This is a genomic window from Oleisolibacter albus (assembly GCF_003336875.1).
In the GTDB taxonomy this organism is placed as follows: Bacteria; Pseudomonadota; Alphaproteobacteria; order Azospirillales; family Azospirillaceae; genus Niveispirillum; species Niveispirillum album.
Map to the genome: position 1 here is coordinate 81,004 of NZ_QGNJ01000003.1, position 25,543 is coordinate 106,546.

Consider the following 25,543-nt stretch of genomic DNA (forward strand, 5'->3'; position numbering starts at 1 on the left):
CGGCGGTGGACCTCAGTCGGAGGCGGAAACCAGCCCCGGTCCGATGGCCGTGGCCGTCAGCGTCCGGTTGCTGTCAACATTCTGGACGCGGACAAGACTGCCCGTGGCGGCGTCCTCCAGGGCGCGGCCCTGGGCCGTCACCAGAAGGCTGCCCTGACGGTACTGCACCGTCACCGGCTTGTTGCGGTGGACGACGATCGGCGTGCTGACGGAGTTGGACTGGATGGGGCGGCCGGGGGTCAGAACCCGCTTCACCTCCATCCCGACCAGGGACTCCTTGTCGGTGACGGAGCGGGCACCGACCTGCGCGGTGCGCACCGGGATCAGCGTGATGTCCCCTTCGGCGATGACATCGCCCGGCGACAGGCGCCGGGTGGGGACCGGAAGCGGGATCTCGGTCCAGATCTCGCCATCGACGCGGACACGGTCGCCATTGCCGCGCAGGATGGCGGCGAAGCGGCCGGACTTGGGATCGAAGTTCAGGGCCTCGACCGCGTCCACGTCCGCCGTGACCTGGTTCTGCAGACGCAGATGCAGCTCCCCCTCGCCCAGCGCGGCGCCGTAACGGTTCTCGAATGCCGTGCGCAGCAGCGTGTCCGCATCCGCGCGGGCGGACAGCGTACCCATGTCCGCGTGAGCGGACAGCTGGGCGGCGACGAGCAGGGCACCGGCGAGGAAAGGGAGCAACACACGCATCGTCAGGGCCTCACCGCATCTGCACGAGGGTATTCAGCATCTGGTCGCCGGCTTCGACGGTCCGGCTGTTCATCTCGTAGGCGCGCTGCGCCGAGATCAGGCTGGTGATCTCCGACACGATGTTGACGTTGGAGGCTTCCACGTAACCCTGGCGGATGGTGCCGAAGCCCTGCTGGCCGGGGATGCCCAGCAGCGGCACGCCCGATGCCGGCGTCTCGCGGAACAGGTTGTCGCCCATGGCCTCCAGGCCGGCCTCGTTGACGAACATGGCCATGTCGAACTGGCCGACATTCTCCGGCTCCTGCTGGCCGTCCACATAGGCCAGCACCTCGCCATTGGCGTTGATGGTGACCTTGCGGGTGTTCTCCGGCACGGTGATGCCGGGGCTGACCTCGTAGCCATCCACGGTGACGATGGTGCCTTCCGGCGAGAGCTGGAAGTTGCCGGCGCGGGTATAGGCGGTGTCGCCCGTGGGCATGGTGACCAGGAAATAACCGCGGCCCTGGATGGCGGTGTCGTAATCATTCTCGGTCTGGGTCAGCGGGCCCTGGCCGCTGACGCGGGCCACGGCGGCCGGCTTCACGCCGAGGCCGAGCTGGATGCCGGCCGGCACGATGTCGCCCTGATCCGAGGAGGTGGCGCCCGGCCGCAGCTGCGACTGGTACATCAGATCCTGGAACTCGGCGCGGGAGCGCTTGTAGCCAACCGTGTTCATGTTGGCGATGTTGTTGGAGATGACCTCGACATTGAGCTGCTGGGCCATCATGCCGCTGGCGGCGATATTGAGCGTGCGCATGGTGATGCGTTTTCCTTGAACAGTCGCGGACGGCGTCGGTTACGAGGCCGGGCCGCCGAGCTTGTTGATGGCGTTGCGCTGGCGGTCGTTCTCCGTCTCGGTCAGGCGCGAGGCCAGACCGTAGGCGCGGGTGAGGTCGACCAGCCGGACCATTTCCACGATCGGCTGGACGTTGGAGCCTTCCACCGCCCCCTGGACGACGGTCACGTCGGTGGCGGGCTGCGGCTGGCCGGTGGCAGCGACGAGGCCGGAGCCTTCACGCTGCAATCCTTCGGGATTGGGCAGCGTGAACAGGCCGATGCGGCCCAGTTCCACGGTCTGCACCTCCTCGCCGGCGGCTTCCACCGTGTAGGACAGGGTGCCGTCGGCGGCCACGGTGATCGGCCCCACATCCTCGGGCACGTCGATCATGTTGCCGTCCCCGTCCAGCACCGGATGCCCGTCCACGCTGACCAGCGCGCCATCGGGCGAGCGGTTCAGGCGGCCGTCGCGGGTGTAGCGCGGGCCATCGGGCGTCTGCACCTGCAGCCAGGCATCACCGCGGATGGCGATATCCAAGGGGTTGCCCGTGGTGGTGATGGTGCCTTCGCGCAGGTCGGTATAGGTGGCGCGGTCGACGACGAACGCCGTCTGGTCGCCTTTGCCGACGCGGCTGACAAAATCGTCGAACACCGGCCGTTCCGCCCGGTAGGCGGTGGTGTTCATGTTGGCGACGTTGTTGGCCGTCACATCCAGCATGCGGCGCAGCGCCATCTGCTGGGACAGCGCGACATACAGCGCGTTTTCCAAGGAACCAGCCTCCTGCTTGCAGGGCCAGCGGACCCGGTTCCAGTCCAGGGTCCCCAGTTTTGAACCGGCTTTAATGTGCCGGGGCTAGGTTAAATCCACGTTCAAGATCCGCCGCGGGTTGCCGATGAGAAACCACTCCTGCCTGCTCCTGGCCGTCGGCCTGTCTTTGGCGGTGCCGGCCCTGGCCGCGCCGGCACCGGTCGAGGTGCGGGTCAATGGCAGCACCACGGAACTGGCCATCGAAACGGGGGCCACCGCACCCGAACTGTTCCAGCGCGACCAGTGCGGTGCGCTTCTGGTGCTGTCCATGCCGGAGGGGCTGGACGTCTCCGCGGCCCGGACCGGTGGCGGCCGCATCCGCGGGGTTGGTCTGGTGGATGCAAAGACCCTGACCATCGCCACCGATTGCGGCTCGCAGCTGGCGCTGCGGCGCGTGCGCGACCGGACGGTGCTGACGGTGTCGGCGCCGCCGCTGCCCGGGCGCAAACCGCTGTCGGCCGGAGCGCAGCTGTCCGGAGCGACGGTCTCCGGGGCGGCCGGGGCCACTGCGGCGTCGGCTGCTGCTGTTCCGCCCACTGCGGTTCACGCCCCCCTGCCCGTGACCGGCATGTCCGCATCGGCCGCGGTTCCCGCCGGGGGGCCGGCGTCCCCCGCCCAGACGGCGGCCGACGCCGCCTTTGCCCGCTCGGCCATCGCCAAAGGACTGCACGATGCGGAGGAACCGCCCGCGCCGCCGCAGGCGTCGGCCGCTGATACGGCGGGACAGGCAGCCGCCCGCGCCCCGCGTCGGGATCTGCGCATTCCCGATCCCGGCTGGGGTACGGGGGCGCCGGTGCTCGATCTGGCCGGATGGCGCCGGGGACCATTCCTTGTCGAACGGGATCGGCTGCGACAGGCGGCGGCGGCCGATGCCGCCCAGGCAGCCGATGCGCGGCGAGACCTCATTCGCTTCCAGCTGGCCTGGGGCCTGGCCCCCGAAGCCCTTGCCGCGCTGGAGGCCGCCGGTGCCGTCGGTCTTGACCGGGCGGTGGCCGCGGTGGCGGCGACCCTGGCCGACCCGACCCATCCGGCTGCGGACTGGCTGTTGACCGACGAGAGTTTGCATGCCGGCGACGGTCCGCTGTGGGCGGCCGTGCTGTTGCAGCGGCGGGGGCGCGGCAGCGAGGCCCTGAAATATCTTCCCGCCGCTGGACGGGCGCTGCCGCAGCTGCCCCCCGAGGCCCGGCGTCTGGCCGGATTCGATCTGCTGGCCGTGGCGGCGGATGCCGGGCTTGATGGCATGGCCCGCGAGTTCGCGCGCCAGATCGAGGGGGCCGGCCCCACGGACGAGGATCTTGCCCGCCTGTTCTATGAGATCGGCCGCCTGCATGCGGTGGCCGGGCGCATGACTCTGGCCCTGGCCCAGTGGGACAAGGCGGCGGCCCGCCCGTTCCAGGCGGGGGCCAAGGCGCGTCTGGCCGCGGTGGATGCCCGGCTGGCCACCGCTGACCTGGACTCCAGGACGGGCGCGGAGATACTGGAACTGCTGGTCCGCGACTGGCCGCAGTCTCCGGTGGAGGCCGGTGCCCTGTTCAGCCTGGCCCGGATCGACGCCGGGCAGGGGCGTCAGCTGGCCGCCCTGGACCGCCTGCGTCTGCTGCACCAGCGCTTCCCGGATCTGCCGCCGGCAGAGACGGCCGCCGCGACCGATCTGGCCGGGCGTCTGCTGGGGGAGATGGCTGGTCCCGCCGGCGAATCCCTGGCCTTGGCTGATCGCATCCTGACCTTCGAGCGCTGCCGCGATCTGCTGCCCGACGGGAAGGCCGGGTGGGATGTGCGCCGGCGCTATGCCGCCCTGCTGCGTGAGGCCGGCGCCTTCAAGGCCGCGGAGGCGGAGCTGCAAGGTCTGATGACCCTGGTGCCGGCCGCCGACAAGCCGTCGCTGATTGTCGATCTCGCCCGTCTGCAACTGGCGGCCGGCGATCCGGCGGCGGCCCTGGCGGCGCTTGACGGGATCGACAAGCCCACCGGCACGGCGGCGGCCCTGAAGGCTCAGGCCTTGACGCGGGCCGGCGATCTGAAGGGGGCGCTGGCGCTGGTATCGTCGGCCGAGGACGCCGACGGGTTGCAGGCCCGGGCAGCCATTCTGTGGCGGCAGGAACGCTGGGCTGATGCCGCGGGCGTGCTGACCAGACTCGAGGCCAAACAGCCGTTGAGCGCGGAGGATGCGGCACGGCTTGCCCTGGCCAGCCTGCTGACCGGCGACGGTGCCACGGCTGCGCGCGTGTTGACGCAGCATGAGGGCGCGCTGGGCGGCGAGACCCTGGCGCAAGGGCTGCAGGCCCTGGCCCGTCCCGTTCCGGTCTCCGCCGCAGGCGAGCGCGATCTGCGGCAGCTGCTGGATGACAGCCGCGCCCTTGGCCGGCTTGTCCGCGGAGGCGTCTCCAATTGAAAACACAGTTTAACCGCGCCGGGGCAGGATGCCATGCCTGGCCCCGTGGCCGAAGCCCGGAGATATTCGGATGAACCTTGTCATCGGCGCGATCATTGTATTCGGTTCCGTCCTCGGCGGCTTCTTCGCCCTCGGCGGTCATCTCGGCGTTTTGTGGCAGCCTTTCGAGCTGGTGATCGTGGGCGGCGCGGCATTCGGCGCCTTCGTCATCGCCAACCCCCGTGAGGTCATCCGCCAGACCGGTGCCAGCGTGGCCTCCCTGCTGCGGGGCGGGCAGCATCGGCGCTCCGACTATCTGGACCTGCTGGCCCTGCTCTACACCGTGCTGCGCACGGCGCGGACCAAGGGGCTTCTCGGCTTGGAGAAGGATATCGAGACCCCCGAGGACAGCGCCCTGTTCCAGCAGTTCCCCACCGTGGCCCAGCATACGCGGGCGCTGCGGTTCCTGACCGACTATCTGCGTCTGATGTCGCTGGGGGCCGACCGCGCCACCGAGATGGAGGCGTTGATGGACGAGGAGCTGGTGACGCTGAACAAGGAGTTCCAGCGCGTGCCCAAGAGCCTGCATACGGTGGCGGAAGCGCTGCCGGCGCTCGGTATCGTGGCCGCGGTGCTGGGCATGATCAAGGCCATGGGCGCCATCTCGGCCCCGCCGGAAACGCTGGGCAAGCTGATCGGCGGCGCCATGGTCGGCACCTTCCTGGGCGTGCTGCTCTCCTACGGTGTGGTGGGGCCGCTGGCCAGTGCCATGATCCGCATGCGGGACGAGGAAATGCGCTATTTCCACTGCATCAAGGCCGCCCTCATCGCGCATCTGCACGGATCGGCCCCGGCCATCGCCGTGGAGCATGCCCGCAAGATGCTCTACGCCGAGGTGCAGCCCAGCTTCTATGAGGTGGAGGAGGTGACCACCAACGCGTCCCAGCGCCTCAATGAACGTCAGAAGGCGGCCTGATCATGGCGGCTCCCGGGCGCAGCAAGAAGGCCGAGCCCATCGTCGTCAAGCGGCGGGGGCACGAGGAGGAGTTCGAGGCGCACAATGGCGCCTGGAAGATCGCCTATGCCGACTTCACCACCATGGTCATGGCCTTCTTCATGCTGCTCTGGCTGGTGAACATCACCACGCCGGAACAGCGGGAGGGCATTGCCGACTATTTCAGCCCCATCACCGTGTCCAGCAGCAATTCCGGTGCGGACGGGCAGTTGGCCGGCAAGTCGGTGGCGGAAGGCGGCACTCTGACCTCATCCGCCAGCAGTGCCTGGGAGTCGATCCCCACGGCGCGCGTGCCGGCGCTGACGCAACCCGGCCCCGCCCCGGTGATGAACGATGCCGGCGAGGGGGATACTTTCGCGGAGAAGCCGGCCCGGGCGGGCAGCGGCAGCGATCTGACGCTGGGCGAAGTGCCGGCGGGCACGGTCCCGGCCGGTCCGTCCATGGATCCGGCGCTGCGGGAGCAGTTGGCCCAGGTCGCCGCGGAGCAGTCCTCCTTCGAGCGCATCGAAGCCGAGGTCCGCGCCACGCTGGCGGCGGCCAGCGAATTGAAGGATCTCAACGAAAACCTGGTGTTCGATGTCACGGCCGACGGGCTGCGCATCCAGATCACCGACCGTCCCCATTTCTCCATGTTCGAGGTGGGGTCCATTGATCTCAATGCCCGGGCCGCGTCTTTGCTGCGGGTCGTGGCCGCGGCGCTGGTGCCGGTGCCCAACCGCATCGCCGTCGCCGGCCATACGGACGGGCGTGGCTTCCATCCTTTGGCCCGGTACAGCAACTGGGAACTGTCCGCCGACCGTGCCAACGCCGCCCGCCGCATCCTCACGGCCGGCGGCATTCCTCCGACCCGGATCGCCCGGGTCGAGGGGTTGGCCGACACGGTGCATCTGTTCGCAGAGGCCCCGGAAGATCCGCGTAACCGCCGCATCAGCATCACGGTGCTGCGCCGCGTGCCGCTGCCCACGGGCAACAAGGGACCCTGACCGGTCCCTGTCACCGGGATTGCCGGATTTCATGCGGTTTTAAAACCGTCCGGCTATCCTGCCCCACAATTGTTTCCTTTTAGAAACGCACACCCCTGTCCTGCGACCGGAGCGAGCCATGAGCATCTACAGTGCAATGAATTCTGGTGTCAGCGGCCTGGCCGCGCAGAGCGCGAAGTTTGCGGCGATCTCGGACAACATCTCGAACTCGTCCACGGTCGGCTACAAGCGGACGGGTGTGCAGTTTGCCACCCTGGTCACCACCGCCTCGGCGCCCAACTCCTATTCCGCCGGCGGTGTCCAGGCCGATCTGCGCACCGAGGTGTCGAAGGGCGGTCTGGTGCAGTCCACCACGCAGGCCACCGATCTGGCCATCTCCGGCAACGGCTTCTTCGTCGTCAGCGACAATGCCACGGCGGGGACCACCGGTTCCAAGACCCTGCTGACCCGCGCCGGTTCCTTCCACAAGGATGAGAATGGCAATCTGGTCAACACCGCCGGCTATTACCTGCAGGGGTGGCGCCTGGACGCCAGCGGCAAGGTGCTGGGCGGCGAGCCGTCGCGCACCAGCTTCGACTCCATGCAGACTGTGAACCTGTCGGAGATCACCGGCCTGGCGCAGGCGACCAGCACCATCAGCTTTGCCGGCAACCTGCCGGCCAGCCAGACCGGCAAGACCCCGGCGGCGGCACCGTTCTCCACCTCGCTGGACTATTTCACGCCGCTGGGTTTCACCAGCAAGTTGACCCTGCAGTGGCAGCCGTCCAGCACGGCCAATGCCTGGACGCTGAACATCCTCGATGCCAACAATGCCAGCGTCGGCACGGTCAACCTGACCTTCTCCGACGGCGTGACCGGTACGGTTCCCGGCGGTGCGCTGACCGCGATGACCGGCAGCGGCGGCGCCACGGTCAGTGGCGGCACCATCTCCATCGATGTCGGCGGTCAGCCCATCGACATCAATATGGGGTCGATCGGTGCGGCCGGTGGACTGACCCAGTTCGGCGATGAATATTCGCCCAGCAAGATCAGCAAGGACGGCGCGGCCTATGGCCAGCTGGACCGGGTCGAGGTCGGCGACAACGGCATCGTCACCGCCATCTACAGCAACGGTCTGCGTCAGGCCGTCTATCAGCTGCCGCTGGCCACCGTCATCAATCCCGACGGGCTGAGCCGTGCCGATGGCAACGCCTATCAGATCAGCCGCAATTCCGGTGATGTCTATCTCTGGGATGCGGGCACGGGGTCGGCCGGAACCGTCAATGGCAGTGCCCTGGAAGCCTCCAATGTGGATATCGCCGAGGAGCTGACCAGCATCATCGAAACCCAGCGCGCCTATTCGTCCAACGCCAAGATCATCCAGACCGCGGATGAGATGATGGACGAGATCACGCGGCTGATGCGCTGACGGCGCCATCGTCCCGGGCTTGGGAGGTTCAGACCATGACCATCGGTCTTGCACTGCAGACGGCCTTGACCGGTCTGCAGGCGAATCAAACGCGGTCCGCGATCCTGGCCCGCAATATCGCCAACGCCACCACGGCCGGCTACACCCGCAAGGATGCGGTGATGACGTCGCTGACCGTGGGGGGCGAGGGGCGGGGGGTGACGACCGCCAATGTGTCGCGGCGGATCGATGCCTCCCTGGCCCGGGAGACGCGGTCGCAGTCCGCCGCCTATCAGGCGGAGGCGGCCAAGGCCGACCTGCTGGTGCAGTTCACCGACTTCGTCGGCCAGTCGAACGAGGAGCGCAGCCTCAGCACCGCGGTCGCCGGCCTGGAGCAGGCCTTCGTCGGGCTGGAGGAACTGCCCGACAGCGCCACCCAGCAGCGCACGGTGGTGGATGCGGCCGTGACCCTGGCCGGCCGGCTCAACGATACCAGCAAGAAGGTCGCCGACATCCGCCAGCAGGCCGACGGCAGCATCGCCCAATCGGTCGGCACGGTGAACACGGCGCTGAAGCGGATGGAGGAGTTGAACCGTCAGGTCGCCATCCGCACCGGTACCGGCCAGGACACCACCGAACTGGAGGATGAGCGCGACCGCCTGCTGGACCAGATCGCCGACGAGATGGGCATCCAGTACTTCACCCGTGGCGACAATGAGATCGTCATCATGACCACGGGCGGTGTGACCTTGCTGGACAGCACGGCCCGCAGCCTGGAGTTCAACCAGACCATGGTGATCGGGCCGACGGCGGCCTATCCCGGCAGCCTCAGCGGCATCACCGTGGACGGCATCGACATCGCGCCGGGGGGCGGCTATCCCAACCCGCTGCGCGGCGGGCGGCTGGAAGGGCTGTTCGCCGTCCGTGACCAGGTCATGCCCGAGGTCCAGACCCAGATCGACGAGGTTGCCAAGGCGCTGATCACCGGTTTCCAGGCGGCGGACACCACCGGCGGCAGCCTGTTTACCGGTACCACCGCCGGCCCCGGCGTCGCGGCCGGCATCCAGGTCAACAGTGCCGTCCTGCTGTCGGCAGGCGGTAATCCGGCCCTGGTCGGCAAGGGGCTGAACTATACCGGCGGCAGCGCCGTGGGTGACACCACCCAGATCCGTGCCTTCATCGGTGTCTTCTCCAAGGCGTTCAGCTTCAGCCCGGCCGCCGGTCTGATGACCAGCGGCACCATCAAGAATTTCACCAATGCCGCCATCAGCCAGCAGCAGATGACGCGCTCGACGGCCGGCAGCAATGCCAAATCCCTGAACATCCAGCTGGAAACGGTGAAGGCCAGCCGCGAGGCGGCGGAAGGCGTGAACATCGACGAGGAACTGCAGGATCTGATGCTGCTGGAGCGCAGCTACGCCGCCAACGCCCAGATCATGCAGGCCGCCGGCAAGATGCTCGACAAGCTTCTGGAGATCTGATCCATGTCCATCGCCACTGTTTCCGCCCTGTCCATGGCGCGGTACACCCGCAATAACGTCCGGCTGATGCAGTCCGAGATGCAGACACTGCAGCTGGAAATGTCGAACGGCCTCAAGGTCGATATCGCCGGCAGCAACGGCAGCCGCACGGCATCGCTGCTGGAGCTGCGCAACGTGCGCAACGAAGTCGCCCAGTTCAAGGACAATCTGGTGGGCCAGTCCACCCGGCTGTCGCTGATGCAGGATGCCCTGGACGAGGTGCGCAAATCCACCGAAGAGGTGCGCAACCTGGCGCTGACGGCATCGGGAACCTCCTCCGACATCGCCAACGCCACCATCGCCGAGGCGGCGCAGAATGCGATGAAGACCGTCGTCAATATGCTGAACAGCAGCCAGTCCGGCCGCTTCCTGTTCGCGGGCACCAAGTTCGATCAGCAGCCCCTGGTGCAGCCCGATGCGGTGGGCCCGTCCGGTGTGACGCCGACCCAGGCGGTCAGCGATGTCATCACCAGCGCCGGCGGCCTTGCCAGCCTGACCACGGCCGCGGATGTGGACGCCTTGATCGACGGCCCCGGCGGTCTGGCCACGCTGTTCAGCGCCGCCAACTACGGCGACAATTTCTTCAACGGCGCCACCACCCCGGTGGTCGGCCGGGTCGAGGGCGACATCACCATCGCCTATGAGGCGACGGCCGGTGATCAACCGGTCCGCGACATCATGCAGGGGCTGTACATGCTGGCCGCTGTCCCCAGCGACAGTGTTACCCCGGCCGCCTATCAGCAGCTGGCGAAGCGCAGCTGGGAACTGCTGGAGCGCGGGTTGGGCGGCGTCGTCAACACCCAGGGCATCCTCGGTCAGAGCGAACAGACGGTGAAGGCGGCCCAGGACCGGCTGGCGGTGCAGGATACGCTGGTTTCCAAGCAGATCGTGAAGATGGAGGAGGCGGACATCTACACCACCTCGCTGCGTCTGGACACGCTGAAGACCCAGCTCGAAGCCACCTTCAAGGTCACCGCGAGCCTGCAGGGGCTGTCGCTGATCAACTATCTGTAACGGGACCTGTCCCCCTCGATCGGCGCGTCGGATTGACCGTCTGCCGTGCCGGTCCCGGGGATGATGGTCCCGGGGATGATGCCATTGCAAAAGGGGCCGGACGACAGTCCAGCCCCTTTTCGTGCAGGCAGAGTCGAGAGAGGGGGGCGCCGTTCAGGCGACAGCCCCCGCCAGGGCCGGCATGTGAAAGCTGGGCTGCAGGAACGCCGCCGGCGTCACATCCCGCTCGTCCTCCGTCGGTGCCTCGAACTTGTAACCGCGGCCGTAGACCGTCTCGATGTACTTGTCGCCGCCGGTCGCCTCGGCGATCTTCTTGCGCAGCTTGCAGATATAGACATCGATGACCTTGTCCAGCGGATCGGACCCGGACAGGGTGTAGACGGATTCGTAGATCTTTTCCTTGGAAACGACCCGGCCCACATTCAGCGCCAGGACGCTGAAGATCGCGTGTTCGCGATGGCTGAGGCGCAGGCGCCGCCCGTCGACGCTGGGATCGCGCCCGTCCAGATAGACGGTCAGACGACCCACGCTCAGTTCCGGCGAGCTGTGGCCATGGGTCCGCCGGCGGACCGCATGCAGCCTTGCCTCGATTTCCTGCGGATTGATGGGCTTCACCAGCACATCATCGGCACCGGCCCGCAGATGCTGGACCGTGGACGCCACGCACCGGTGGTCCAGGAGGCTGACGATGATGGTCTGCCCGACAGTGGCACGGAGACGTGCGACGAACACATCGGCGGTGGAAACTCCCCCGACGAGAATGGCGTCATAATTCTCCAGGTTTCCATCCTTGTCGGCGATCAGAGACTCAATTTCCGGCTGTGACTGAAGTTCACAGCGGACACCGACGCGCGCAACGGCCCGAGAAATTGCCCCGGCGATGGTACGATCGTTCTCGATCAACAGGACACGCATGCCCCAACTCCTGTTTCAAGACGCAAGGCTACGGGACGGCCCGAGGAAGATTGGCTAAAATTTGAGGAAACTACTTTTTTATTTGTATTTTGCCCTTCTTAACCTTTTTGAACTGCCCCGAAAGAGGAATGACTACACGGAAGGGAGTCGTCAAGCGGACTCTTCGGCCAATCTTAATTGTCTGTTAAGGATAGGGCGGCCGCCGTTGAAAACCGCCTTTAACCCTCCGCGTCTATGGTGCCAGCACGATCTGTCACACACCGGGGTAGGAAATGGCTGATTGCTGCCGCGCCCGCCGCATTCTGGCCCTGGCTGTGGCCGGCCTTTTGGTGGCCTTTCCGCTGGCTGCGCAGGCCCAGATGCGCATCAAGGATCTCGTCGAGGTCGAGGGGGTCCGTGGAAACCAGTTGCTGGGGTACGGCCTGGTCGTGGGCCTGAACGGCACCGGCGACCGCATCCAGAATTCGCCTTTCACCCAGCAGAGCCTGGAAGGTGTGCTGGAGCGCTTGGGCGTCAATATCACCGGCCTTAACCTGAAGACGCGCAACATTGCCGCAGTCATGGTGACGGCCGAGCTGCCGCCCTTCCCGCGGCAAGGCATGCGGCTGGATGTGTCGATCTCGACCATGGGTGACGCCAAGAGCCTGTCCGGCGGCAATCTCATCGCCACGCCGCTGCTGGGCGCGGATGGCCAGATCTATGCCGTGGCCCAGGGGCCGGTAGCCACGTCGGGCTATTCCGTCGAAGGCGCGGCCGCCAGCGTGACCAAGGGGGTGCCCACCTCCGGCCGCATCGCCAATGGCGCCATTGTCGAGCGGGAGGTTGATTTCAGCCTCGACTCGCTCGATCGCGTGCGTCTGACCCTGCGCAATCCCGATTTCTCCACGGCCAACCGCATCGCCGCGGCCGTCAACCAGACGCTGGGTCCGGCCGTGGCGCGGGCCAGCGACTCCCGCACGGTTGATCTGGCCGTGCCGACCACGTACCGCGGCAATGTCAGCGCCATGATGACCAGGATCGAGAACATCCCGGTCCGGCCCGACCAGGTGGCCCGCGTCGTCATCAGCGAACAGACCGGCACCATCGTCATGGGCGAGAATGTCCGGATCAGCACCGTCGCCATCGCCCAGGGCAATCTGACGGTCCGCGTGGAGGAAACGCCGCAGGTGTCCCAGCCCAACCCGCTGTCGACCCAGGGCCAGACCGTGGTGGTGCCGCGGACCCAGATCAACGTCGATGAAGGCGCAGGCAACCGCATGGCCATCCTGGAGGGGGGGGTGTCGCTGCGGGAGCTGGTCAATGCCCTCAACAAGCTGGGGGCGTCGCCCCGCGACATCATCGTGATCCTGCAGGCCATCAAGGCGGCCGGGGCGCTGCATGCCGAACTGGAGGTGATGTGATGACCGACCCTGTCGCTCCCAGCCTGTCCGCGTTGAAGGCCGCCGACGAGGCGGCGGCCAGCCACCGTCCGGTGGCGGGCAAGGATGCCGCCAAGGCTGCCAAGTCGTTCGAGGCCATGATGCTGGGCCAGGCGCTGGAGGCCATGTTCGAGGGGGTTCCCACCGACGGGGCCTTCGGGGGCGGCTTCGCCGAAGAGGTCTACCGCGGCATGATGCTGGAGGCCGTCGCCACCTCCATCGCCGACAGCGGCCGCTTTGGCATCGCCACCAATGTGCGGGCGCAGATCGACTCCTATCTCCGGGCCAAGGAGGGTTGAGACCATGCTGATTCCCGAGGAACTGGCGCCCGATCTGCGTCAGGCGCTGATCGATTCGCTGGAAACCCTGTCCGACCTGCTGGACGAGGAAACGGACTGCCTGTCCCGGGCCCAGACCGATAGTCTGGACCTCTATCTGTCCACCAAGCGCCGCTTGTTCGAGCAGCTGGGCGTCCTGCTGCGGGAAGCCCACCGCCGCCCCGCGACGGCCGCCATCACGATCGAGGCCGGCACGGATGCGGCTGTGGCCGATGATGTGGCGCCGCCGATGGCCGAAGATGAGCCGGCCTCGCCCGACCTGCTCCGCGCGGCGGCGGCCCGTCTGCGCCGGTCGGTTGACGAGAATGCCAGTGCCGTGCGGTCGGTCCAGGATGCGCTGGGGGCGGTCATGCAGCATATGGCGCGCGTGGCCGAGCGTGCCCAGGCCGATGGGGTCTATGGCCGCTCCGGCGCCGCCAGCCGCGGCACTCTGCCCGGCTATGGCCGCGTCGAACATCAGCTCTGACGGCACAGGATCCGGCGGTCAAAGCGCCCGGCACGATTTCTGTTGCCAGGGTTTCCTATTGGAGACAGATTTAACCCCGACTTAATCGCCCTGTGCGATGGTCAAGACAGCCGCGGTGGCGGGCGAGGCCCCATCAGACCGCGTGCGGCAGCGTCAGAAGGCGCTCAGATGCAACCCATCCATGAAGGACTTTTGAAATGGCTGCTTCTTCCATTCTGACGAACACCGGCGCCATGGTGGCGCTGCAGACCCTGAACCGCACCAGCAAGGATCTGCAGACGGTTCAGGATCGCATCTCCACCGGCATGAAGGTCGCCACCGCCAAGGACAACTCGTCCTACTGGGGTATCGCGACGACCATGAAGGCCGACGTGTCCGCCCTGAAGGCGCTGAACGAGAACATCGCCATCAACTCGGCCACCGTGCAGACCGCGCGCGTCGGTACGGAAAACGTCATGGACCTGCTGTCCCAGGTCAAGTCGCAGCTGGCCCTCGCCACCACCGCCTCGGTCGATCACTCCAAGATCACCGCCGAGCTGACCAGCCTGCAGAGCCAGATCACCAACACGATCAACGCCTCCAGCTACAACGGCGAGAACCTGCTGAACAACACCGACACCCGCACGCTGGTGGTGTCGATCAACCGCAGCGGCACCGGCATCGCCGGCGTGACCGACAGCGTCACCGGTGTTGATCTGACGGCCGTTGCCACCGCCGTCGGTGGTTTCGTCACCGCCATCACCGGCGGCGCCGACGCTGCCGCCAAGGCCGCCGCCGCCAACACCGCGCTGACCGGTGCCGCCGGCGTCGAGTCCCTGATCACCACCGTGGTCAATGCGGCGTCCAGCTTCGGTAACATCGGCAAGCGCCTGGAGCTGCAGGCCGACTTCACCAGCAAGCTGGTGGACAGCCTGAACCAGGGCATCGGTACGCTGGTGGACGCCAACCTGAACGAAGAGTCCGCTCGCCTGCAGGCCCTGCAGGTGCAGCAGCAGCTCGGCATTCAGGCTCTGTCGATCGCCAACGGCGCGCCGCAGAACATCCTGTCGCTGTTCCGCTGATCCCAGCGGTTTCCGCGCCGAGATCGGGGCCGTCCGCAAGGGCGGCCCCTTTTTCGATGCGTGTTTCTCCACATGGAAACAAGCCGCCCTTCCATTTCACCGGCATTTAATCCCGCCTTGCTAGACTGACCAGGTTCGTGATCGACAGGAGGACGGGACGTCCAATGAGCGTCGCAGCCTATAAGCAGTCCATGCGGGACACAGCCAGTCCGCGCCAGCTGGAGCGCAAGGTGTTCCAGCAGGTGACGGCGGAGCTTGAAGCCTCGTCGAAGCAGGTCGATGCCATCGCCCGAATTCGTGCGGTCGACCGGAACCGGCGGCTTTGGGGGGTCCTGGTGTCGGATCTGGCCGACACCGAGAACCTGATGCCGGAAACGCTGAAAGCCGGCCTGATCTCGCTGGGGATCTGGGTCGACCGTTATAGCGGGCAGGTGCTGACCGAGAACCGGTCGGTGGCGCCGCTGATCGATGTCAACCGGGCCGTGATCCAGGGCCTCGGCACCGAACGTCCGACCTGACCGGAAAGGTACACCCATGGGGCTGAAGCTGAAGCTGAAACCCTTCGAGAAGTTCATCGTCAACGGCGTGGTGATCGAGAACGGCCGCCATCGCAACACCGTGACGGTGGCGAACCATGCGCAGGTGATGACCGGGCGCAGCATCCTGCAGCCCGACGAGGCGACGACGCCGGTCAAACGCACCTACTATGCCATTCAGGCCATGCTGGTTGACCCGGCCAATGCGCCGTCGCACCGCCCGGCCTATGCCCAGCTGATGAACCAGCTGCACAACGCCATCCGGGACCCGGACATGACCTTGCACCTGTCCGAAGCCGATCGGCATGTGGAGACTGGCGACATGTACAAGGCGCTCGCTGCGCTGCGCCCGGTGATCGCCTATGAAGCGATGCTGCTGTCGGTGCAGGCCGTGCCGCTTGAGCCTGTGGACCGGGGGCGAGCGCTGGCCGGGGCCTGATCGTCCGCCGCCCAATGGATCGCCGATCGCCTGTGAACAATGCCTGCGGCGTGGCCCATGTCGTCGACCGGTCCCGATGGGCAAGCGCTGGAGCAAGATGGGCCGCACAGCGAGAGGAGGGGATGATGGCAGAACAGAAGCCGGTTGACGGCATCTCGGCAACGGACGCCGCCACGAAAATGCGGATCGCCGAGCGTGTGATGACGGAATCGCGCACCCGCGAGGCGCGGGAGGAGGATCCGCCCGAGCCGCCGCCGCCGCCCATCGAGCCATCGCCAGCCTATCGTCCTTACCGGGTCGAGCTTGACCCGGAAACCAGCCGGCTGTTCACGGAGGTCATCGATCCGCGGACGGGCAATGTGCTGCTGCGCATTCCGCCGACCTATGTGCCTTCGGACGAAGCGACCCGGGACGACAGGCCGGCTCCGGCCCAGACGGAGATCAAGCTATGACGGTGGCGCTGACGGGATTCGGTGCGGGAACGGTCAGCGGCGGCACCGGCTCCAGCCTGGCCCAGTGGCAGCTGCTGGGACGGACGGCAGAGCGCCAGAAGTCGATCATGATGAATGATGCGACCAACAAGGCCGACACCGCCTATGCCCGTTCCAAGCTGCCGAACGTGGGCACGGTCGATGAGCTGATGTCCGACCGGCGGCTCTACACCTACGTCATGCGCGCCTTCGGCCTGGAGGAGCAGATCAACTCCCAGGCGCTGGTGCGCAAGGTCCTGGAAAGCGACCTGTCGGATTCCTCTTCCTACGCCAACCGCATCTCCGACCAGCGGTTCCGCGAGCTGGCCGCCGCCTTCAATTTCGGCGCCAGCAGCAGCAGCAAGACCAGCCCCTCCTTCATCAACCAGGTGGGCGACCTCTATGTGCGCGAGGTCTATGAGGAGGAGCTGGGCAAGAAGAATGAATCGCTGTCGCTGATGCTGAACTTCACGCGCAGCCTGTCCAGCAAGACCAGCTGGTCCGATGTCATGGCCGATCCCGAGATGGCCAAGGTCGTGCGCCTCATCTACGACCTGCCCGTCCCCGGCGGAAAGGCGGAGGCCGCTCAGCAGGCGAAGGACCTGGAAGGAACCATTCCGTTCAAGCAGATGAAACTGCCGAACGTGCTGTCGAATTTCCAGGATACCTTTTTCGACGTCTGGGACGGCAAGGGCCTTCCGCGCGGCAGTGTCGTTGAAAGCAAGGTCCAATGGGATATGCTGGCCCGCACCTACGATCGCGACAAGGCCGCCGTGGCCACGCGCTTTGATGTGAAGCGGAACCTGGATGCGCTGGCCAAGACCCTGCCGACCATCGATTCCGTCGATGATCTGCTGAAGGACAAGACCGTGCTGCCGGTGGTGTTGAAGGCCTTCGACCTGGAGGAGAAGGTCAAGGACACCACCTATCTGCGCAAGGTGCTGGAAAGCGATCCCAACGTCGCCACCTCCTTCGCCGCCAAGGCCGGCCCCAAGGAGAAGGTGCTGGCCCAGGCATTCAGCCTGACCAACAGCGGGGCCAAGCGCCGCGGCAGCCCGGCCTTCGTCGAGGATGTGGTCAACCGCTACATGACCCAGAGCTTCGAGGTGTCGGCCGGCAATGCCAACGAGGCGCTGCGTCTGGGTCTGTATTTCCAGCGCAAGGCCGGCAGCCTGACCAGCTGGTATCAGGTGCTGGCCGACAAGGCGCTGTCGCAGGTGGTGCGTCTGGCGTTGAACATTCCCGAGGCCTCGGCCCAGATGGATCTGGACCGGCAGGCGGACATGCTGTCCAGCAAGCTCGACATCAAGAAGCTGAAGGACCCGGCCGAGGTCAGCAAGCTCATCGACCGCTTCATGCTGATGTGGGACGTCAACGGAAACAACAGCAGCGGTGCCGCCGCATCCTCGCCCGTCCTGCAACTCCTGTCCGGCGGCAGCGGCCGCACCAGCATCGACTCCTCGACCCTACTGGCCGCGGCAACATTGCGGCGGTATTGATGGCGGCAGAACCGATCAAGGCCGCGGCCGTCGTTTCTGACCACCGGCCCAGCATTCACTTGGCGGAGTCATCGGGCAACGGGGGCGCGTTCCTGACCGAAGCTGGCGGCGGGCTGGTGGTATCACGGTTGATTCAGGTCTTGTCATTTGGATGACAGTGGTCATTCCTCTACGAGGACAAGCGCGCTGTGATCGGAGAAGCCCAGGGAGCGGGGTGTGTGATCATAGGTGCATGACAGTGTTCGACCGTGCAGGTAGGCCGTGTTGGCGAAAGCATGGTCTATCCGGATTCCGTTGCCGGTCCTGGAGAGCCATGTCCATTCCCGCGCGTCTGCGCCCTGCGTCTGGCGCCATACATCGATCAGTCCGCCCGGGGTGCTGAGCGCATCGAACATGGGTGCGCAGGAGTATTGACCGCCAGCGGGGCTTCTGTCCGCGATCTGATTTCCGGTATTGAGATCGCCGACAAGGAGGAACGGTATCGACCGATTCTCGGAGGCCACTCGCAGCACGGCATCGAAGAACGGGACTTTCGCGTCCCGTTGCGGGAAGTAGCAGGCCAGCATCGTTCGACCGGTGAATCTGATCTGTAGGAGTGCGCCCGCGCAGGTCTTCCCAGGCGGCGTGCGGCTCTCCGCTGCAAAAGGCTCTCTCGCGGCGACGAAGATTCCATTTGCCGTTGAACCATCGTTCAAGGTGGCGCAGTGCATGCCGTGGCTGGTCGCCCGCGCCTGCAAGGACCGCCCTCCATCGGTGTTTCTCCATTCAGTCAGGATTATTACGTCGGGATCATGGCCTTCAATGAAGTCCCGGATTGCACCGATACGTTGCCCGCCACCGGCCCTAATATTGAATGAAACGGTCTTCATACAGTTGCGTCCCAGATCATGGTGTGGCTCGCCTGATTTGGTGGGCGTTCCATCGATCCTGGTCCGTTGTCTAAGCCGGTTTTTCCATTCCGAACGTGTAGATCGGGATCGAGATCACGTCCCCCTGCGTGGTGTAGCAGGCACTGGCGGCCGGAAGGGCTTCCCCGGCGGCCGGTCATCGTGGGTCTTCGGTAACGTCTGGTCACCACAACAAAACCCCAGCCGAGGGTGACCACGATGACCGACGAGATGATGGCACTGCGCAGCATGCTGGAAAAGGGCGCTGCCGCCGATGTGCTGAGACAGATGATCAGCTTTGCCGCTGAGCGGCTGATGGAATTGGAGGTCCATGCCCTGACCGGGGCGGCGCCTGGGGAACGGTCGCCCGACCGCTTGGTCCAGCGCAACGGCTACCGTGACCGCGACTGGGAAACCAGGGCCGGCACGGTGGAACTGCGCATCCCAAACTGCGCAAGGGCAGCGACTTCCCGGGCTTCCTGGAGCCCCGGCGCATGGCGGAAAAGGCGCTGACCGCCGTTATCCAGGAGGGCTATAGGCTCTGTTGCAAAGTTTGCCGGCATACGGCAGGAATAGACCTGCCCCGGTTTTGTTCCGGTCTTTAGAGAGCGATACGCGCCATCATGGAGATCGGATATGGCAGCGGTACATAGCGACGAGTTCAAGCGGGATGCGATACGCTCGCCCTTTGCCAGTGTCCTGCCGACGCCGGGTCCGGTCTGTCTGGCCCATTCCGGCAGGACCAGACCAAGCGCGGACCGACATGGGCCGTGGGATCCGCCAACATGCTCTCACTGCCGTAGAAAATACCGAAAATGACCGGCATGCCCCCGCCAAAGTGGCGCTAGACACCGTCTGAGGGCTGCAGCAGCCGCCGCACCGCCTTCAGCACCAGCGGGTCCAGCCCTTCGCCGCCGGTTTCCACATGCGCCAGCAGGGCGCTGCGCATGCGCGGGTCCCAGAAGCTGCGGATATGGCTGGCGATCTCGGGTACCGCTTCGGCCTCGGGATAGGCGCCGAAATAGCTGGCGATCTGGTTCGCCATGCGCACAAGTTCACCGGACTGCATCGGGAACGCCGCCTCCTCGGGGCCATCTCAGGAAAACAGGATGATATCATCGCCGCCGGCGCGGGCGGCCAGGGTGATGCCGGCCACCTGCGCCAGCTCATGGGCCAGGGCGGTGGGGGCCGACAGGGTGGCCAGCAGCGGCATGCCCAGCACGGCCGCCTTCTGCACCAGCTCGAAGCTGCAGCGGCTGGTCAGCACGGCAAAGCCCTCCGACACGGGCAGACCGGCCCGCATCAGGGCGCCGGCCAGCTTGTCCAGGGCATTGTGCCGGCCCACATCCTCGCGTGCCAGCAGGATGCGGCCCTGCGGGTCGCACCAGGCGGCGGCATGCAGCGAGCGGCTGTCCCGGTTCATCGGCTGATGCAGGGGCAGGGCGGCAAAGGCCGCCTTGATGGCCCGGGCCGACGGGGTGAAGCCGGCAGTGACCGGCCGCGGTGTGCGCACGGCATTGGCCAGACTCTCCACCCCGCACAGGCCACAACCGCTGCGGCCCTCCATGGAGCGGCGGCGCAGTGATCCCGACAGCAGGTTCAGCGGGTCGGCCTCCATGGCCAGGACCAGACCGCGGCCGGCCGGCCGCACCTCCAGCCGCTCGATCTGGCCGGCATCGCCCAGGATCTCCTCCGCCAGGGTGAAGCCGACGGCGAAATCCTCCAGATCGGCCGGGGTCGCCATCATCACGGCGTGGGAGCGGCTGTTGTACTCGAAGGCGACGGTCACCTCCTCGGCCAGCAGCCATACGGCCTCCTCCGTCACGGCGGCGGCCACACGGCCACGGGCGGGGCGGGAATGGGTGTGCTCGACCGGCGGCACGGCCGCGTCCGGGGGCATGGGCTGCTCCTATTCCGCCGCCACCTCGGCCAGCCGGACGGGCGTGTCCTCCAGCGCCGACGGCTGGTTGCTGCGGGCGACCTGCACGGCGGTGACCTTGTATTCCGGACAATTGGTGGCCCAGTCGGAATTGTCGGTGGTCACCACATTGGCCCCGGTCACGGGATGGTGGAAGGTGGTGTAGACCACGCCCTGGGGCACGCGGTCGGTGATGCGGGCCCGCAGCGTGGTGGCGCCGATGCGGCTGGCCAGCGATACCCGGTCGCCATCGCGGATGCCGCGCTGCTCGGCGTCATGGGCATGGATCTCCAGCACATCCTCGGGATGCCAGGCCACATTCGCCGTGCGCCGCGTCTGCGCGCCCACATTGTAATGGGTCAGGATACGGCCGGTGGTCAGGATCAGCGGATAGAAGCGCGAGGCGCGTTCCGGTGTCGGCACATACTCCGTCAGCATGAAGCGGCCCTTGCCGCGCACGAAGCCGTCGGCATGCATGATCGGGGTGCCCTCCGGCGCCGCCTCGGTGCAGGGCCACTGCACGCTGCCCAACCTGTCCAGGCGCTGGAAGCTGACGCCGCGGAAGGTCGGGGTCAGGGCGGCGATCTCGTCCATGATGGCGGCGGAATCGGCATAGCGCATGGGATAGCCCATGGCCGTGGCCAACGCGCACACCACCTCCCATTCCTGCTTGCCGGTCTTCGACGGCATCACCGGCCGCACCCGGTTGATGCGGCGCTCGGCATTGGTGAAGGTGCCATCCTTCTCCAGGAAGGAGGTGCCGGGCAGGAACACATGGGCGAAGGCCGCGGTCTCGTTCAGGAACAGGTCCTGGACGATGACGCAGTCCATGGCGCGCAGGGCCGCCGTCACATGCTGCGTATTGGGGTCGGACTGGGCGATATCCTCGCCCTGCACGAACAGGCCCTTGAAGCTGCCGCCCACGGCGGCGTCGAACATGTTGGGAATGCGCAGGCCCGGTTCCGGGTCGAGCGCGGCGCCCCATGCCGCCTCGAACTGCTGGCGCACGGCGGTGTCGGAGATGTGGCGATAGCCTGTCAGCTCATGGGGGAATGACCCCATGTCGCAGGAGCCCTGGACATTGTTCTGACCACGGAGGGGATTCACGCCGACACCGTCGCGGCCGATATTGCCGGTCGCCATGGCCAGGTTGGCCATGGCCATGACGGCAGTGGAGCCCTGGCTGTGCTCGGTCACGCCCAGCCCGTAATAAATGGCGGCATTGCCGCCACGGGCATAGAGCCGGGCGGCGGCGCGCACCTCGTCCGCCGGCACGCCGGTATAATCCTCCACCGCTTCCGGGGCGTGCCGCGGATCGGCGATGAAGCTTTCCCAGCGGGCGAAGTCCGCGGCCTCGCAACGTTCGGCCACAAAAGCGCGGTCCACCAGCCCCTCGGTCACCACCACATGGGCCAGGGCGTTCAGCATGGCCACATTGCTGCCCGGCCGCAGCTGCAGATGATGGGCGGCCTGCACATGCGGGCTGCGCACCATATCGATGCGGCGCGGATCGATGACGACCAACCGGGCGCCCTTGCGCAGCCGCTTCTTCATGCGCGAGCCGAAGACGGGATGTCCGTCGGTGGGGTTGGCGCCGATGACCAGGATGACGTCGGCCGCATCGACGCTGCGGAAATCCTGGGTTCCGGCCGAGGTGCCGAAGGTCTGTTTCAGCCCGTAGCCGGTGGGCGAGTGGCAGACGCGGGCACAGGTGTCCACATTGTTGTTGCCGAAGGCGGCCCGGATCATCTTCTGGACCAGATAGACTTCCTCGTTGGTGCAGCGCGACGAGGTGATGCCGCCGATGGACCCGCGGCCATGGGCCCGCTGCACCGCCTGCAGCCGGGTGGCGGCATAGGCGATGGCCTCGTCCCAGCCGACCACGCGCCAGGGTTCGTCGATGCTGTCGCGGATCATCGGCTGCAACTGGCGGTCGGCATGGGTGGCATAGCCCCAGGCGAAGCGGCCCTTGACGCAGGAATGGCCCTCATTGGCGCCGCCATCCTTGTGCGGGACCATGCGCACCAGCGTGTTGCCCTTCATCTCCGCCTTGAACGAGCAGCCCACGCCGCAATAGGCGCAGGTGGTGATGATGGCGTGCTCGGGCTGACCCAGGGCGATGACCGACTTCTCCGTCAGCGTGGCCGTGGGGCAGGCCTGGACGCAGGCGCCGCAGGAGACGCATTCCGACCCCATGAAGCTTTCCAGCGCCCCGGGGGAGACCTTGGAGTCGAAGCCGCGCCCGTCGATGGTCAGGGCGAAGGTGCCCTGCACCTCGCCGCAGGCCCGCACGCAGCGGGAGCAGACGATGCATTTCGACGGGTCGAAGCTGAAATAGGGGTTGCTTTCGTCCTTGGCGGCATCGCGGTGGTTCCCGCCGTCGAAGCCGTAGCGCACCTGCCGCAGCCCCACGGCGCCGGCCATATCCTGCAGCTCGCAATCGCCGTTGGCCGCACAGGTCAGGCAATCCAGCGGATGATCAGAGATGTACAGCTCCATGACACCGCGGCGCAGCCGCGCCAGCCGGTCGGTCTGGGTGGACACCTTCATGCCCGGTGCCACCGGCGTGGTGCAGGAGGCCGGCGTGCCACGCCGCCCCTCGATCTCCACGGCGCACAACCGGCAGGAGCCGAAGGCCTCCAGATGGTCGGTGGCGCACAGCTTGGGGACACGGATGCCCAGCTCCGCCGCCGCCCGCATGACCGAGGTGCCATCCGGCACCGTCACGCTGAACCCGTCGATCTCCAGCGTCACCATCGTGTCGGACCGGCGGGCCGGGGTACCGTAATCGATGTCCTGGATCGTCGCCATGGTCTGGCTCCTCATCGCACGCCGTCACTCCGCCGCCAGGGGGGCGGGGGTGCGGGTGAAATCCTCGGGAAAGTGTTTCAGCGCGCTGCGCACGGGGATGGGGGTCATGCCGCCCATGGCGCAGAGCGACCCGTCGGTCATGACCTCGCACAGATCCTGCAACAGGGTCAGGTTGGCCTCCACCTCGCGGCCGGCGATGATGCGGTCGATGACCTCCACCCCGCGCACGGCGCCGATACGGCAGGGCGTACACTTGCCGCAGGATTCGATGGCGCAGAACTCCATGGCGAAGCGGGCCTGCCGTGCCATGTCCACGCTGTCATCGAAAACGACGATGCCGCCATGGCCGACCATGGCTTCCTGGGCGGCGAATGCCTCGTAATCCTTCGGCAGGTTGAACAGCGATGGCGGCAGATAGGCGCCCAGCGGCCCGCCGGCCTGCACCGCCCGGATCGGCCGGCCGGACAGAGTTCCACCGCCGAAATCATAGAGAAGCTCGCGCAGGGTGACGCCGAACGCCTTCTCGACGATGCCACCGCGGCGGATATTGCCGGCCAGCTGGAAGGCCAGTGTCCCGCGCGAGCGGCCGACACCGAAATCCCGGTAATAACCGGCCCCCTTGTCCAGGATGATCGGCACGCTGGTCAGCGACAGCACATTGTTGACCACGGTGGGCTTGCCGAACAGCCCCTCCAGGGCCGGCACCGGCGGCTTGGCCCGGACCACGCCGCGCTTGCCCTCCAGGCTTTCCAGCATGGAGGTCTCCTCGCCGCAGATATAGGCACCGGCCCCCACCCGGACCTCCAGATGGAAGCGGTGGGCCGTGCCGTGAATGCCGTCGCCCAGCCAGGCCTCGGCATAGGCCAGCTTGATGGCGGCGCGCATGGTGGCGATGGCGTGGGGATATTCCGAGCGGATGTAGATATAGCCCTGCGCGGCACCCACGGCGACGGCGGCGATGGTCATGCCTTCGATCAGGCAGAACGGGTCGCCTTCCATGATCATGCGATCGGCGAAGGTGCCGCTGTCACCCTCGTCGGCGTTGCAGCAGACGAATTTCTCCGGGCCGGCCGCATCCAGCACGGTCTTCCATTTGATGCCGGTGGGAAAGCCCGCCCCGCCGCGGCCACGCAGGCCGGATTCGGTCACCGCGGCCACAATCTCGGCCGGGCGCATGGCCAGCGCCCGTTCCAGTCCCCGGAAGCCGCCATGGCGGCGGTAATCCTCGACCGACAGCGGATCGACGATGCCGCAGCGGGCGAAGGTCAGCCGCTCCTGCTTGGCCAGATAGGGGATGGCCTCGGTCAGCCCGTGGCCCAGCGGATGGGCGCCGCCCTCCAGGAAGCCGGCGGCGAACAGTCCCGGCACGGCTTCCGGCGTCACCGGACCGTAGGCGACGCGCCCGGTCTGGGTCTGCACCTCCACCAGCGGTTCCAGCCACAGCATGCCGCGTGATCCGTTGCGCACGATCCGCAGCGGCAGGTTCCGTGCCTTGGCTTCCGCGCGGATGGCGGCGGCCACCGCGTCAGCTCCCACCGACAGGGCGGCCGCATCGCGCGGCACATAGACGGTCACCAGCTGTCCGTTCATCGTGCGCGCTCCTGCGCCAGGGTGGCAGCGGCGATGGCGTCGAAGCGGGCGGCGTCCACCCGCCCGTGCAGGGTGTCATCCACCATGATGGCGGGTCCCAGGGCGCAGTTGCCCAGGCAGAACACCGGCTCCAGGGTGAAGGCGTCGTCGGCGGTGGTTCCGCCCAGATCGACACCCAGATGCCGGCGGATATGGTCGATCAGATCCTCCGCCCGCAGCGACTGGCAGGCTTCGGCACGGCAAACCCGGATGGTGTGGCGGCCGGGCCGGGTCCGGCGGAATTCATGGTAGAAGGAGACGACACCATGCACATCGGCCCGCGACAGGTTCATCTCCTGGGCCAGCAAGGGGATCGCCGGTTCGTCGATGCAGCCGAACTCTTCTTGCAGGGCATGCAGGATGGGCAGCAGGGCCCCGCGCAGATGCCGGTGTCCGGCAATAATGGCCTTGGCGCGCTCGGCGCTCCAAGGAGTGCGGGCGTTCATGGTCTCGACCTCTCCCCCCACGGCATTGTTCCTGCCGCGTAACGACCCAGTGCCGGCCTCATTCCGGGACGGATTCCGAAGAATGACACCGGTCATTATG

The 25,543-nt window shown here is 66.8% G+C and carries 24 protein-coding genes and 1 pseudogene; 15 read left to right on the forward strand and 10 right to left on the reverse strand.

Annotation, left to right across the window (positions count from 1 at the left end; genetic code table 11):
* Nucleotides 1-12: 12 nt before the first annotated feature.
* From flgA to flgF, 3 genes are read right to left on the reverse strand one after another with little or no spacing between them, the layout of a single operon-like run.
* Entirely contained in the window at nt 13-696 is a 684-nt protein-coding gene (gene flgA / locus DK368_RS05325; RefSeq protein WP_114392733.1) for a flagellar basal body P-ring formation chaperone FlgA, read from the reverse strand.
* A 10-nt stretch (nt 697-706) separates the two neighbouring features.
* The gene (gene flgG / locus DK368_RS05330; RefSeq protein ID WP_114392735.1) at nt 707-1,492 is read right to left on the reverse strand and encodes a flagellar basal-body rod protein FlgG; all 786 of its coding nucleotides are present in this window, start codon (nt 1,490-1,492) and stop codon (nt 707-709) included.
* A 39-nt stretch (nt 1,493-1,531) separates the two neighbouring features.
* Nucleotides 1,532-2,281 (reverse strand): flagellar basal-body rod protein FlgF, encoded by a 750-nt coding sequence (gene flgF / locus DK368_RS05335; protein WP_114392737.1) that lies wholly within the window; start codon nt 2,279-2,281, stop codon nt 1,532-1,534.
* A 124-nt stretch (nt 2,282-2,405) separates the two neighbouring features.
* Between flgF and DK368_RS05340 the strand changes: the two genes are divergently transcribed.
* From DK368_RS05340 to DK368_RS05365, 6 genes are all read left to right on the forward strand, one after another.
* Nucleotides 2,406-4,712, forward strand: a complete 2,307-nt coding sequence (locus DK368_RS05340) for a hypothetical protein (RefSeq protein ID WP_114392739.1) — start codon at nt 2,406-2,408, stop codon at nt 4,710-4,712.
* Between the two features lie 70 nt (nt 4,713-4,782).
* The gene (gene motA, locus DK368_RS05345) at nt 4,783-5,667 is read left to right on the forward strand and encodes a flagellar motor stator protein MotA (RefSeq protein ID WP_114392741.1); all 885 of its coding nucleotides are present in this window, start codon (nt 4,783-4,785) and stop codon (nt 5,665-5,667) included.
* Between the two features lie 2 nt (nt 5,668-5,669).
* The gene (locus DK368_RS05350) at nt 5,670-6,689 is read left to right on the forward strand and encodes a flagellar motor protein MotB (protein WP_114392743.1); all 1,020 of its coding nucleotides are present in this window, start codon (nt 5,670-5,672) and stop codon (nt 6,687-6,689) included.
* A gap of 118 nt (nt 6,690-6,807) precedes the next feature.
* The gene (locus tag DK368_RS05355; RefSeq protein WP_114392745.1) at nt 6,808-8,097 is read left to right on the forward strand and encodes a flagellar hook protein FlgE; all 1,290 of its coding nucleotides are present in this window, start codon (nt 6,808-6,810) and stop codon (nt 8,095-8,097) included.
* A gap of 35 nt (nt 8,098-8,132) precedes the next feature.
* On the forward strand, nt 8,133-9,557 hold the full coding sequence (gene flgK, locus DK368_RS05360; protein WP_114392746.1) for a flagellar hook-associated protein FlgK: 1,425 nt from the start codon (nt 8,133-8,135) through the stop codon (nt 9,555-9,557).
* Nucleotides 9,558-9,560: 3 nt separating this feature from the next.
* Nucleotides 9,561-10,610 (forward strand): flagellin N-terminal helical domain-containing protein, encoded by a 1,050-nt coding sequence (locus DK368_RS05365; RefSeq protein ID WP_114392748.1) that lies wholly within the window; start codon nt 9,561-9,563, stop codon nt 10,608-10,610.
* Between the two features lie 153 nt (nt 10,611-10,763).
* On the opposite strand, the gene DK368_RS05370 is transcribed toward DK368_RS05365, so the two are convergent.
* Nucleotides 10,764-11,525: a response regulator transcription factor gene (locus tag DK368_RS05370; RefSeq protein ID WP_114392750.1), complete on the reverse strand. Its 762-nt coding sequence runs from the start codon at nt 11,523-11,525 to the stop codon at nt 10,764-10,766.
* A gap of 272 nt (nt 11,526-11,797) precedes the next feature.
* Between DK368_RS05370 and DK368_RS05375 the strand changes: the two genes are divergently transcribed.
* The 8 genes from DK368_RS05375 to DK368_RS05410 all read left to right on the forward strand — a co-directional run bounded on the left by DK368_RS05375 (nt 11,798) and on the right by DK368_RS05410 (nt 17,752).
* The gene (locus DK368_RS05375) at nt 11,798-12,925 is read left to right on the forward strand and encodes a flagellar basal body P-ring protein FlgI (RefSeq protein WP_114392752.1); all 1,128 of its coding nucleotides are present in this window, start codon (nt 11,798-11,800) and stop codon (nt 12,923-12,925) included.
* Nucleotides 12,925-13,242 (forward strand): rod-binding protein, encoded by a 318-nt coding sequence (locus DK368_RS05380; protein ID WP_114392754.1) that lies wholly within the window; start codon nt 12,925-12,927, stop codon nt 13,240-13,242. The genes DK368_RS05375 and DK368_RS05380 overlap by 1 nt, the downstream gene beginning before the upstream one ends.
* Nucleotides 13,243-13,246: 4 nt before the next feature.
* On the forward strand, nt 13,247-13,747 hold the full coding sequence (flgN, locus tag DK368_RS05385; protein ID WP_162305881.1) for a flagellar export chaperone FlgN: 501 nt from the start codon (nt 13,247-13,249) through the stop codon (nt 13,745-13,747).
* 197 nt (nt 13,748-13,944) lie between these two features.
* Nucleotides 13,945-14,808 carry a flagellin N-terminal helical domain-containing protein gene (locus tag DK368_RS05390; RefSeq protein WP_114392758.1) on the forward strand — a complete coding sequence of 288 codons (864 nt, stop codon included), beginning with the start codon at nt 13,945-13,947 and terminating at the stop codon, nt 14,806-14,808.
* Nucleotides 14,809-14,972: 164 nt separating this feature from the next.
* The gene (gene flaF / locus DK368_RS05395) at nt 14,973-15,326 is read left to right on the forward strand and encodes a flagellar biosynthesis regulator FlaF (RefSeq protein ID WP_114392760.1); all 354 of its coding nucleotides are present in this window, start codon (nt 14,973-14,975) and stop codon (nt 15,324-15,326) included.
* Nucleotides 15,327-15,342: 16 nt separating this feature from the next.
* Nucleotides 15,343-15,783 carry a flagellar biosynthesis repressor FlbT gene (locus DK368_RS05400; RefSeq protein WP_114392762.1) on the forward strand — a complete coding sequence of 147 codons (441 nt, stop codon included), beginning with the start codon at nt 15,343-15,345 and terminating at the stop codon, nt 15,781-15,783.
* Between the two features lie 122 nt (nt 15,784-15,905).
* The gene (locus tag DK368_RS05405; RefSeq protein WP_114392764.1) at nt 15,906-16,235 is read left to right on the forward strand and encodes a hypothetical protein; all 330 of its coding nucleotides are present in this window, start codon (nt 15,906-15,908) and stop codon (nt 16,233-16,235) included.
* Complete coding sequence (locus DK368_RS05410; RefSeq protein ID WP_114392766.1) at nt 16,232-17,752, forward strand: DUF1217 domain-containing protein; 1,521 nt, start codon at nt 16,232-16,234, stop codon at nt 17,750-17,752. The genes DK368_RS05405 and DK368_RS05410 overlap by 4 nt, the downstream gene beginning before the upstream one ends.
* A gap of 161 nt (nt 17,753-17,913) precedes the next feature.
* Here the strand turns inward: DK368_RS05410 and DK368_RS05415 are convergent, their stop codons facing one another.
* Nucleotides 17,914-18,621 (reverse strand): endonuclease/exonuclease/phosphatase family protein, encoded by a 708-nt coding sequence (locus tag DK368_RS05415; RefSeq protein WP_114392768.1) that lies wholly within the window; start codon nt 18,619-18,621, stop codon nt 17,914-17,916.
* A 237-nt stretch (nt 18,622-18,858) separates the two neighbouring features.
* Between DK368_RS05415 and DK368_RS05420 the strand changes: the two are divergent.
* Nucleotides 18,859-19,175 (forward strand): annotated as a pseudogene (locus DK368_RS05420) (transposase); the annotation flags it as partial.
* 308 nt (nt 19,176-19,483) lie between these two features.
* On the opposite strand, the gene DK368_RS05425 reads toward DK368_RS05420, so the two are convergent.
* Genes DK368_RS05425 through DK368_RS05445 form a run of 5 tightly spaced genes read right to left on the reverse strand, consistent with a single transcriptional unit; the run spans nt 19,484 to nt 25,443 of the window.
* On the reverse strand, nt 19,484-19,708 hold the full coding sequence (locus DK368_RS05425; protein WP_114392770.1) for a formate dehydrogenase subunit delta: 225 nt from the start codon (nt 19,706-19,708) through the stop codon (nt 19,484-19,486).
* Between the two features lie 27 nt (nt 19,709-19,735).
* A complete protein-coding gene (gene fdhD / locus DK368_RS05430) occupies nt 19,736-20,539 on the reverse strand; it encodes a formate dehydrogenase accessory sulfurtransferase FdhD (RefSeq protein WP_114392772.1) in 804 nt (267 codons plus the stop codon).
* A gap of 9 nt (nt 20,540-20,548) precedes the next feature.
* Nucleotides 20,549-23,368: a formate dehydrogenase subunit alpha gene (fdhF, locus tag DK368_RS05435; RefSeq protein ID WP_114392774.1), complete on the reverse strand. Its 2,820-nt coding sequence runs from the start codon at nt 23,366-23,368 to the stop codon at nt 20,549-20,551.
* Between the two features lie 24 nt (nt 23,369-23,392).
* The gene (locus tag DK368_RS05440; RefSeq protein WP_114392776.1) at nt 23,393-24,958 is read right to left on the reverse strand and encodes a formate dehydrogenase beta subunit; all 1,566 of its coding nucleotides are present in this window, start codon (nt 24,956-24,958) and stop codon (nt 23,393-23,395) included.
* Nucleotides 24,955-25,443, reverse strand: coding sequence for a formate dehydrogenase subunit gamma (locus DK368_RS05445; RefSeq protein ID WP_114392778.1), 489 nt, complete (start codon nt 25,441-25,443; stop codon nt 24,955-24,957). The genes DK368_RS05440 and DK368_RS05445 overlap by 4 nt, the downstream gene beginning before the upstream one ends.
* Nucleotides 25,444-25,543 lie beyond the last annotated feature (100 nt).

Bases quoted from the DNA above. Each gene is read 5' to 3' on its own strand.
- DK368_RS05405 (WP_114392764.1), top strand. From the start codon at position 15,906: ATGATGGCAGAACAGAAGCCGGTTGACGGCATCTCGGCAACGGACGCC.
- DK368_RS05390 (WP_114392758.1), top strand. From the start codon at position 13,945: ATGGCTGCTTCTTCCATTCTGACGAACACCGGCGCCATGGTGGCGCTG.
- flgG (WP_114392735.1), bottom strand. From the start codon at position 1,492: ATGCGCACGCTCAATATCGCCGCCAGCGGCATGATGGCCCAGCAGCTC.
- flaF (WP_114392760.1), top strand. From the start codon at position 14,973: ATGAGCGTCGCAGCCTATAAGCAGTCCATGCGGGACACAGCCAGTCCG.
- DK368_RS05445 (WP_114392778.1), bottom strand. From the start codon at position 25,443: ATGAACGCCCGCACTCCTTGGAGCGCCGAGCGCGCCAAGGCCATTATT.
- fdhF (WP_114392774.1), bottom strand. From the start codon at position 23,368: ATGGCGACGATCCAGGACATCGATTACGGTACCCCGGCCCGCCGGTCC.
- DK368_RS05370 (WP_114392750.1), bottom strand. From the start codon at position 11,525: ATGCGTGTCCTGTTGATCGAGAACGATCGTACCATCGCCGGGGCAATT.
- DK368_RS05355 (WP_114392745.1), top strand. From the start codon at position 6,808: ATGAGCATCTACAGTGCAATGAATTCTGGTGTCAGCGGCCTGGCCGCG.
- DK368_RS05415 (WP_114392768.1), bottom strand. From the start codon at position 18,621: ATGAAGACCGTTTCATTCAATATTAGGGCCGGTGGCGGGCAACGTATC.
- DK368_RS05425 (WP_114392770.1), bottom strand. From the start codon at position 19,708: ATGCAGTCCGGTGAACTTGTGCGCATGGCGAACCAGATCGCCAGCTAT.
- DK368_RS05365 (WP_114392748.1), top strand. From the start codon at position 9,561: ATGTCCATCGCCACTGTTTCCGCCCTGTCCATGGCGCGGTACACCCGC.
- DK368_RS05375 (WP_114392752.1), top strand. From the start codon at position 11,798: ATGGCTGATTGCTGCCGCGCCCGCCGCATTCTGGCCCTGGCTGTGGCC.
- DK368_RS05410 (WP_114392766.1), top strand. From the start codon at position 16,232: ATGACGGTGGCGCTGACGGGATTCGGTGCGGGAACGGTCAGCGGCGGC.
- motA (WP_114392741.1), top strand. From the start codon at position 4,783: ATGAACCTTGTCATCGGCGCGATCATTGTATTCGGTTCCGTCCTCGGC.
- flgA (WP_114392733.1), bottom strand. From the start codon at position 696: ATGCGTGTGTTGCTCCCTTTCCTCGCCGGTGCCCTGCTCGTCGCCGCC.
- fdhD (WP_114392772.1), bottom strand. From the start codon at position 20,539: ATGCCCCCGGACGCGGCCGTGCCGCCGGTCGAGCACACCCATTCCCGC.
- DK368_RS05440 (WP_114392776.1), bottom strand. From the start codon at position 24,958: ATGAACGGACAGCTGGTGACCGTCTATGTGCCGCGCGATGCGGCCGCC.
- DK368_RS05400 (WP_114392762.1), top strand. From the start codon at position 15,343: ATGGGGCTGAAGCTGAAGCTGAAACCCTTCGAGAAGTTCATCGTCAAC.
- DK368_RS05340 (WP_114392739.1), top strand. From the start codon at position 2,406: ATGAGAAACCACTCCTGCCTGCTCCTGGCCGTCGGCCTGTCTTTGGCG.
- flgN (WP_162305881.1), top strand. From the start codon at position 13,247: ATGCTGATTCCCGAGGAACTGGCGCCCGATCTGCGTCAGGCGCTGATC.
- flgK (WP_114392746.1), top strand. From the start codon at position 8,133: ATGACCATCGGTCTTGCACTGCAGACGGCCTTGACCGGTCTGCAGGCG.
- DK368_RS05350 (WP_114392743.1), top strand. From the start codon at position 5,670: ATGGCGGCTCCCGGGCGCAGCAAGAAGGCCGAGCCCATCGTCGTCAAG.
- DK368_RS05380 (WP_114392754.1), top strand. From the start codon at position 12,925: ATGACCGACCCTGTCGCTCCCAGCCTGTCCGCGTTGAAGGCCGCCGAC.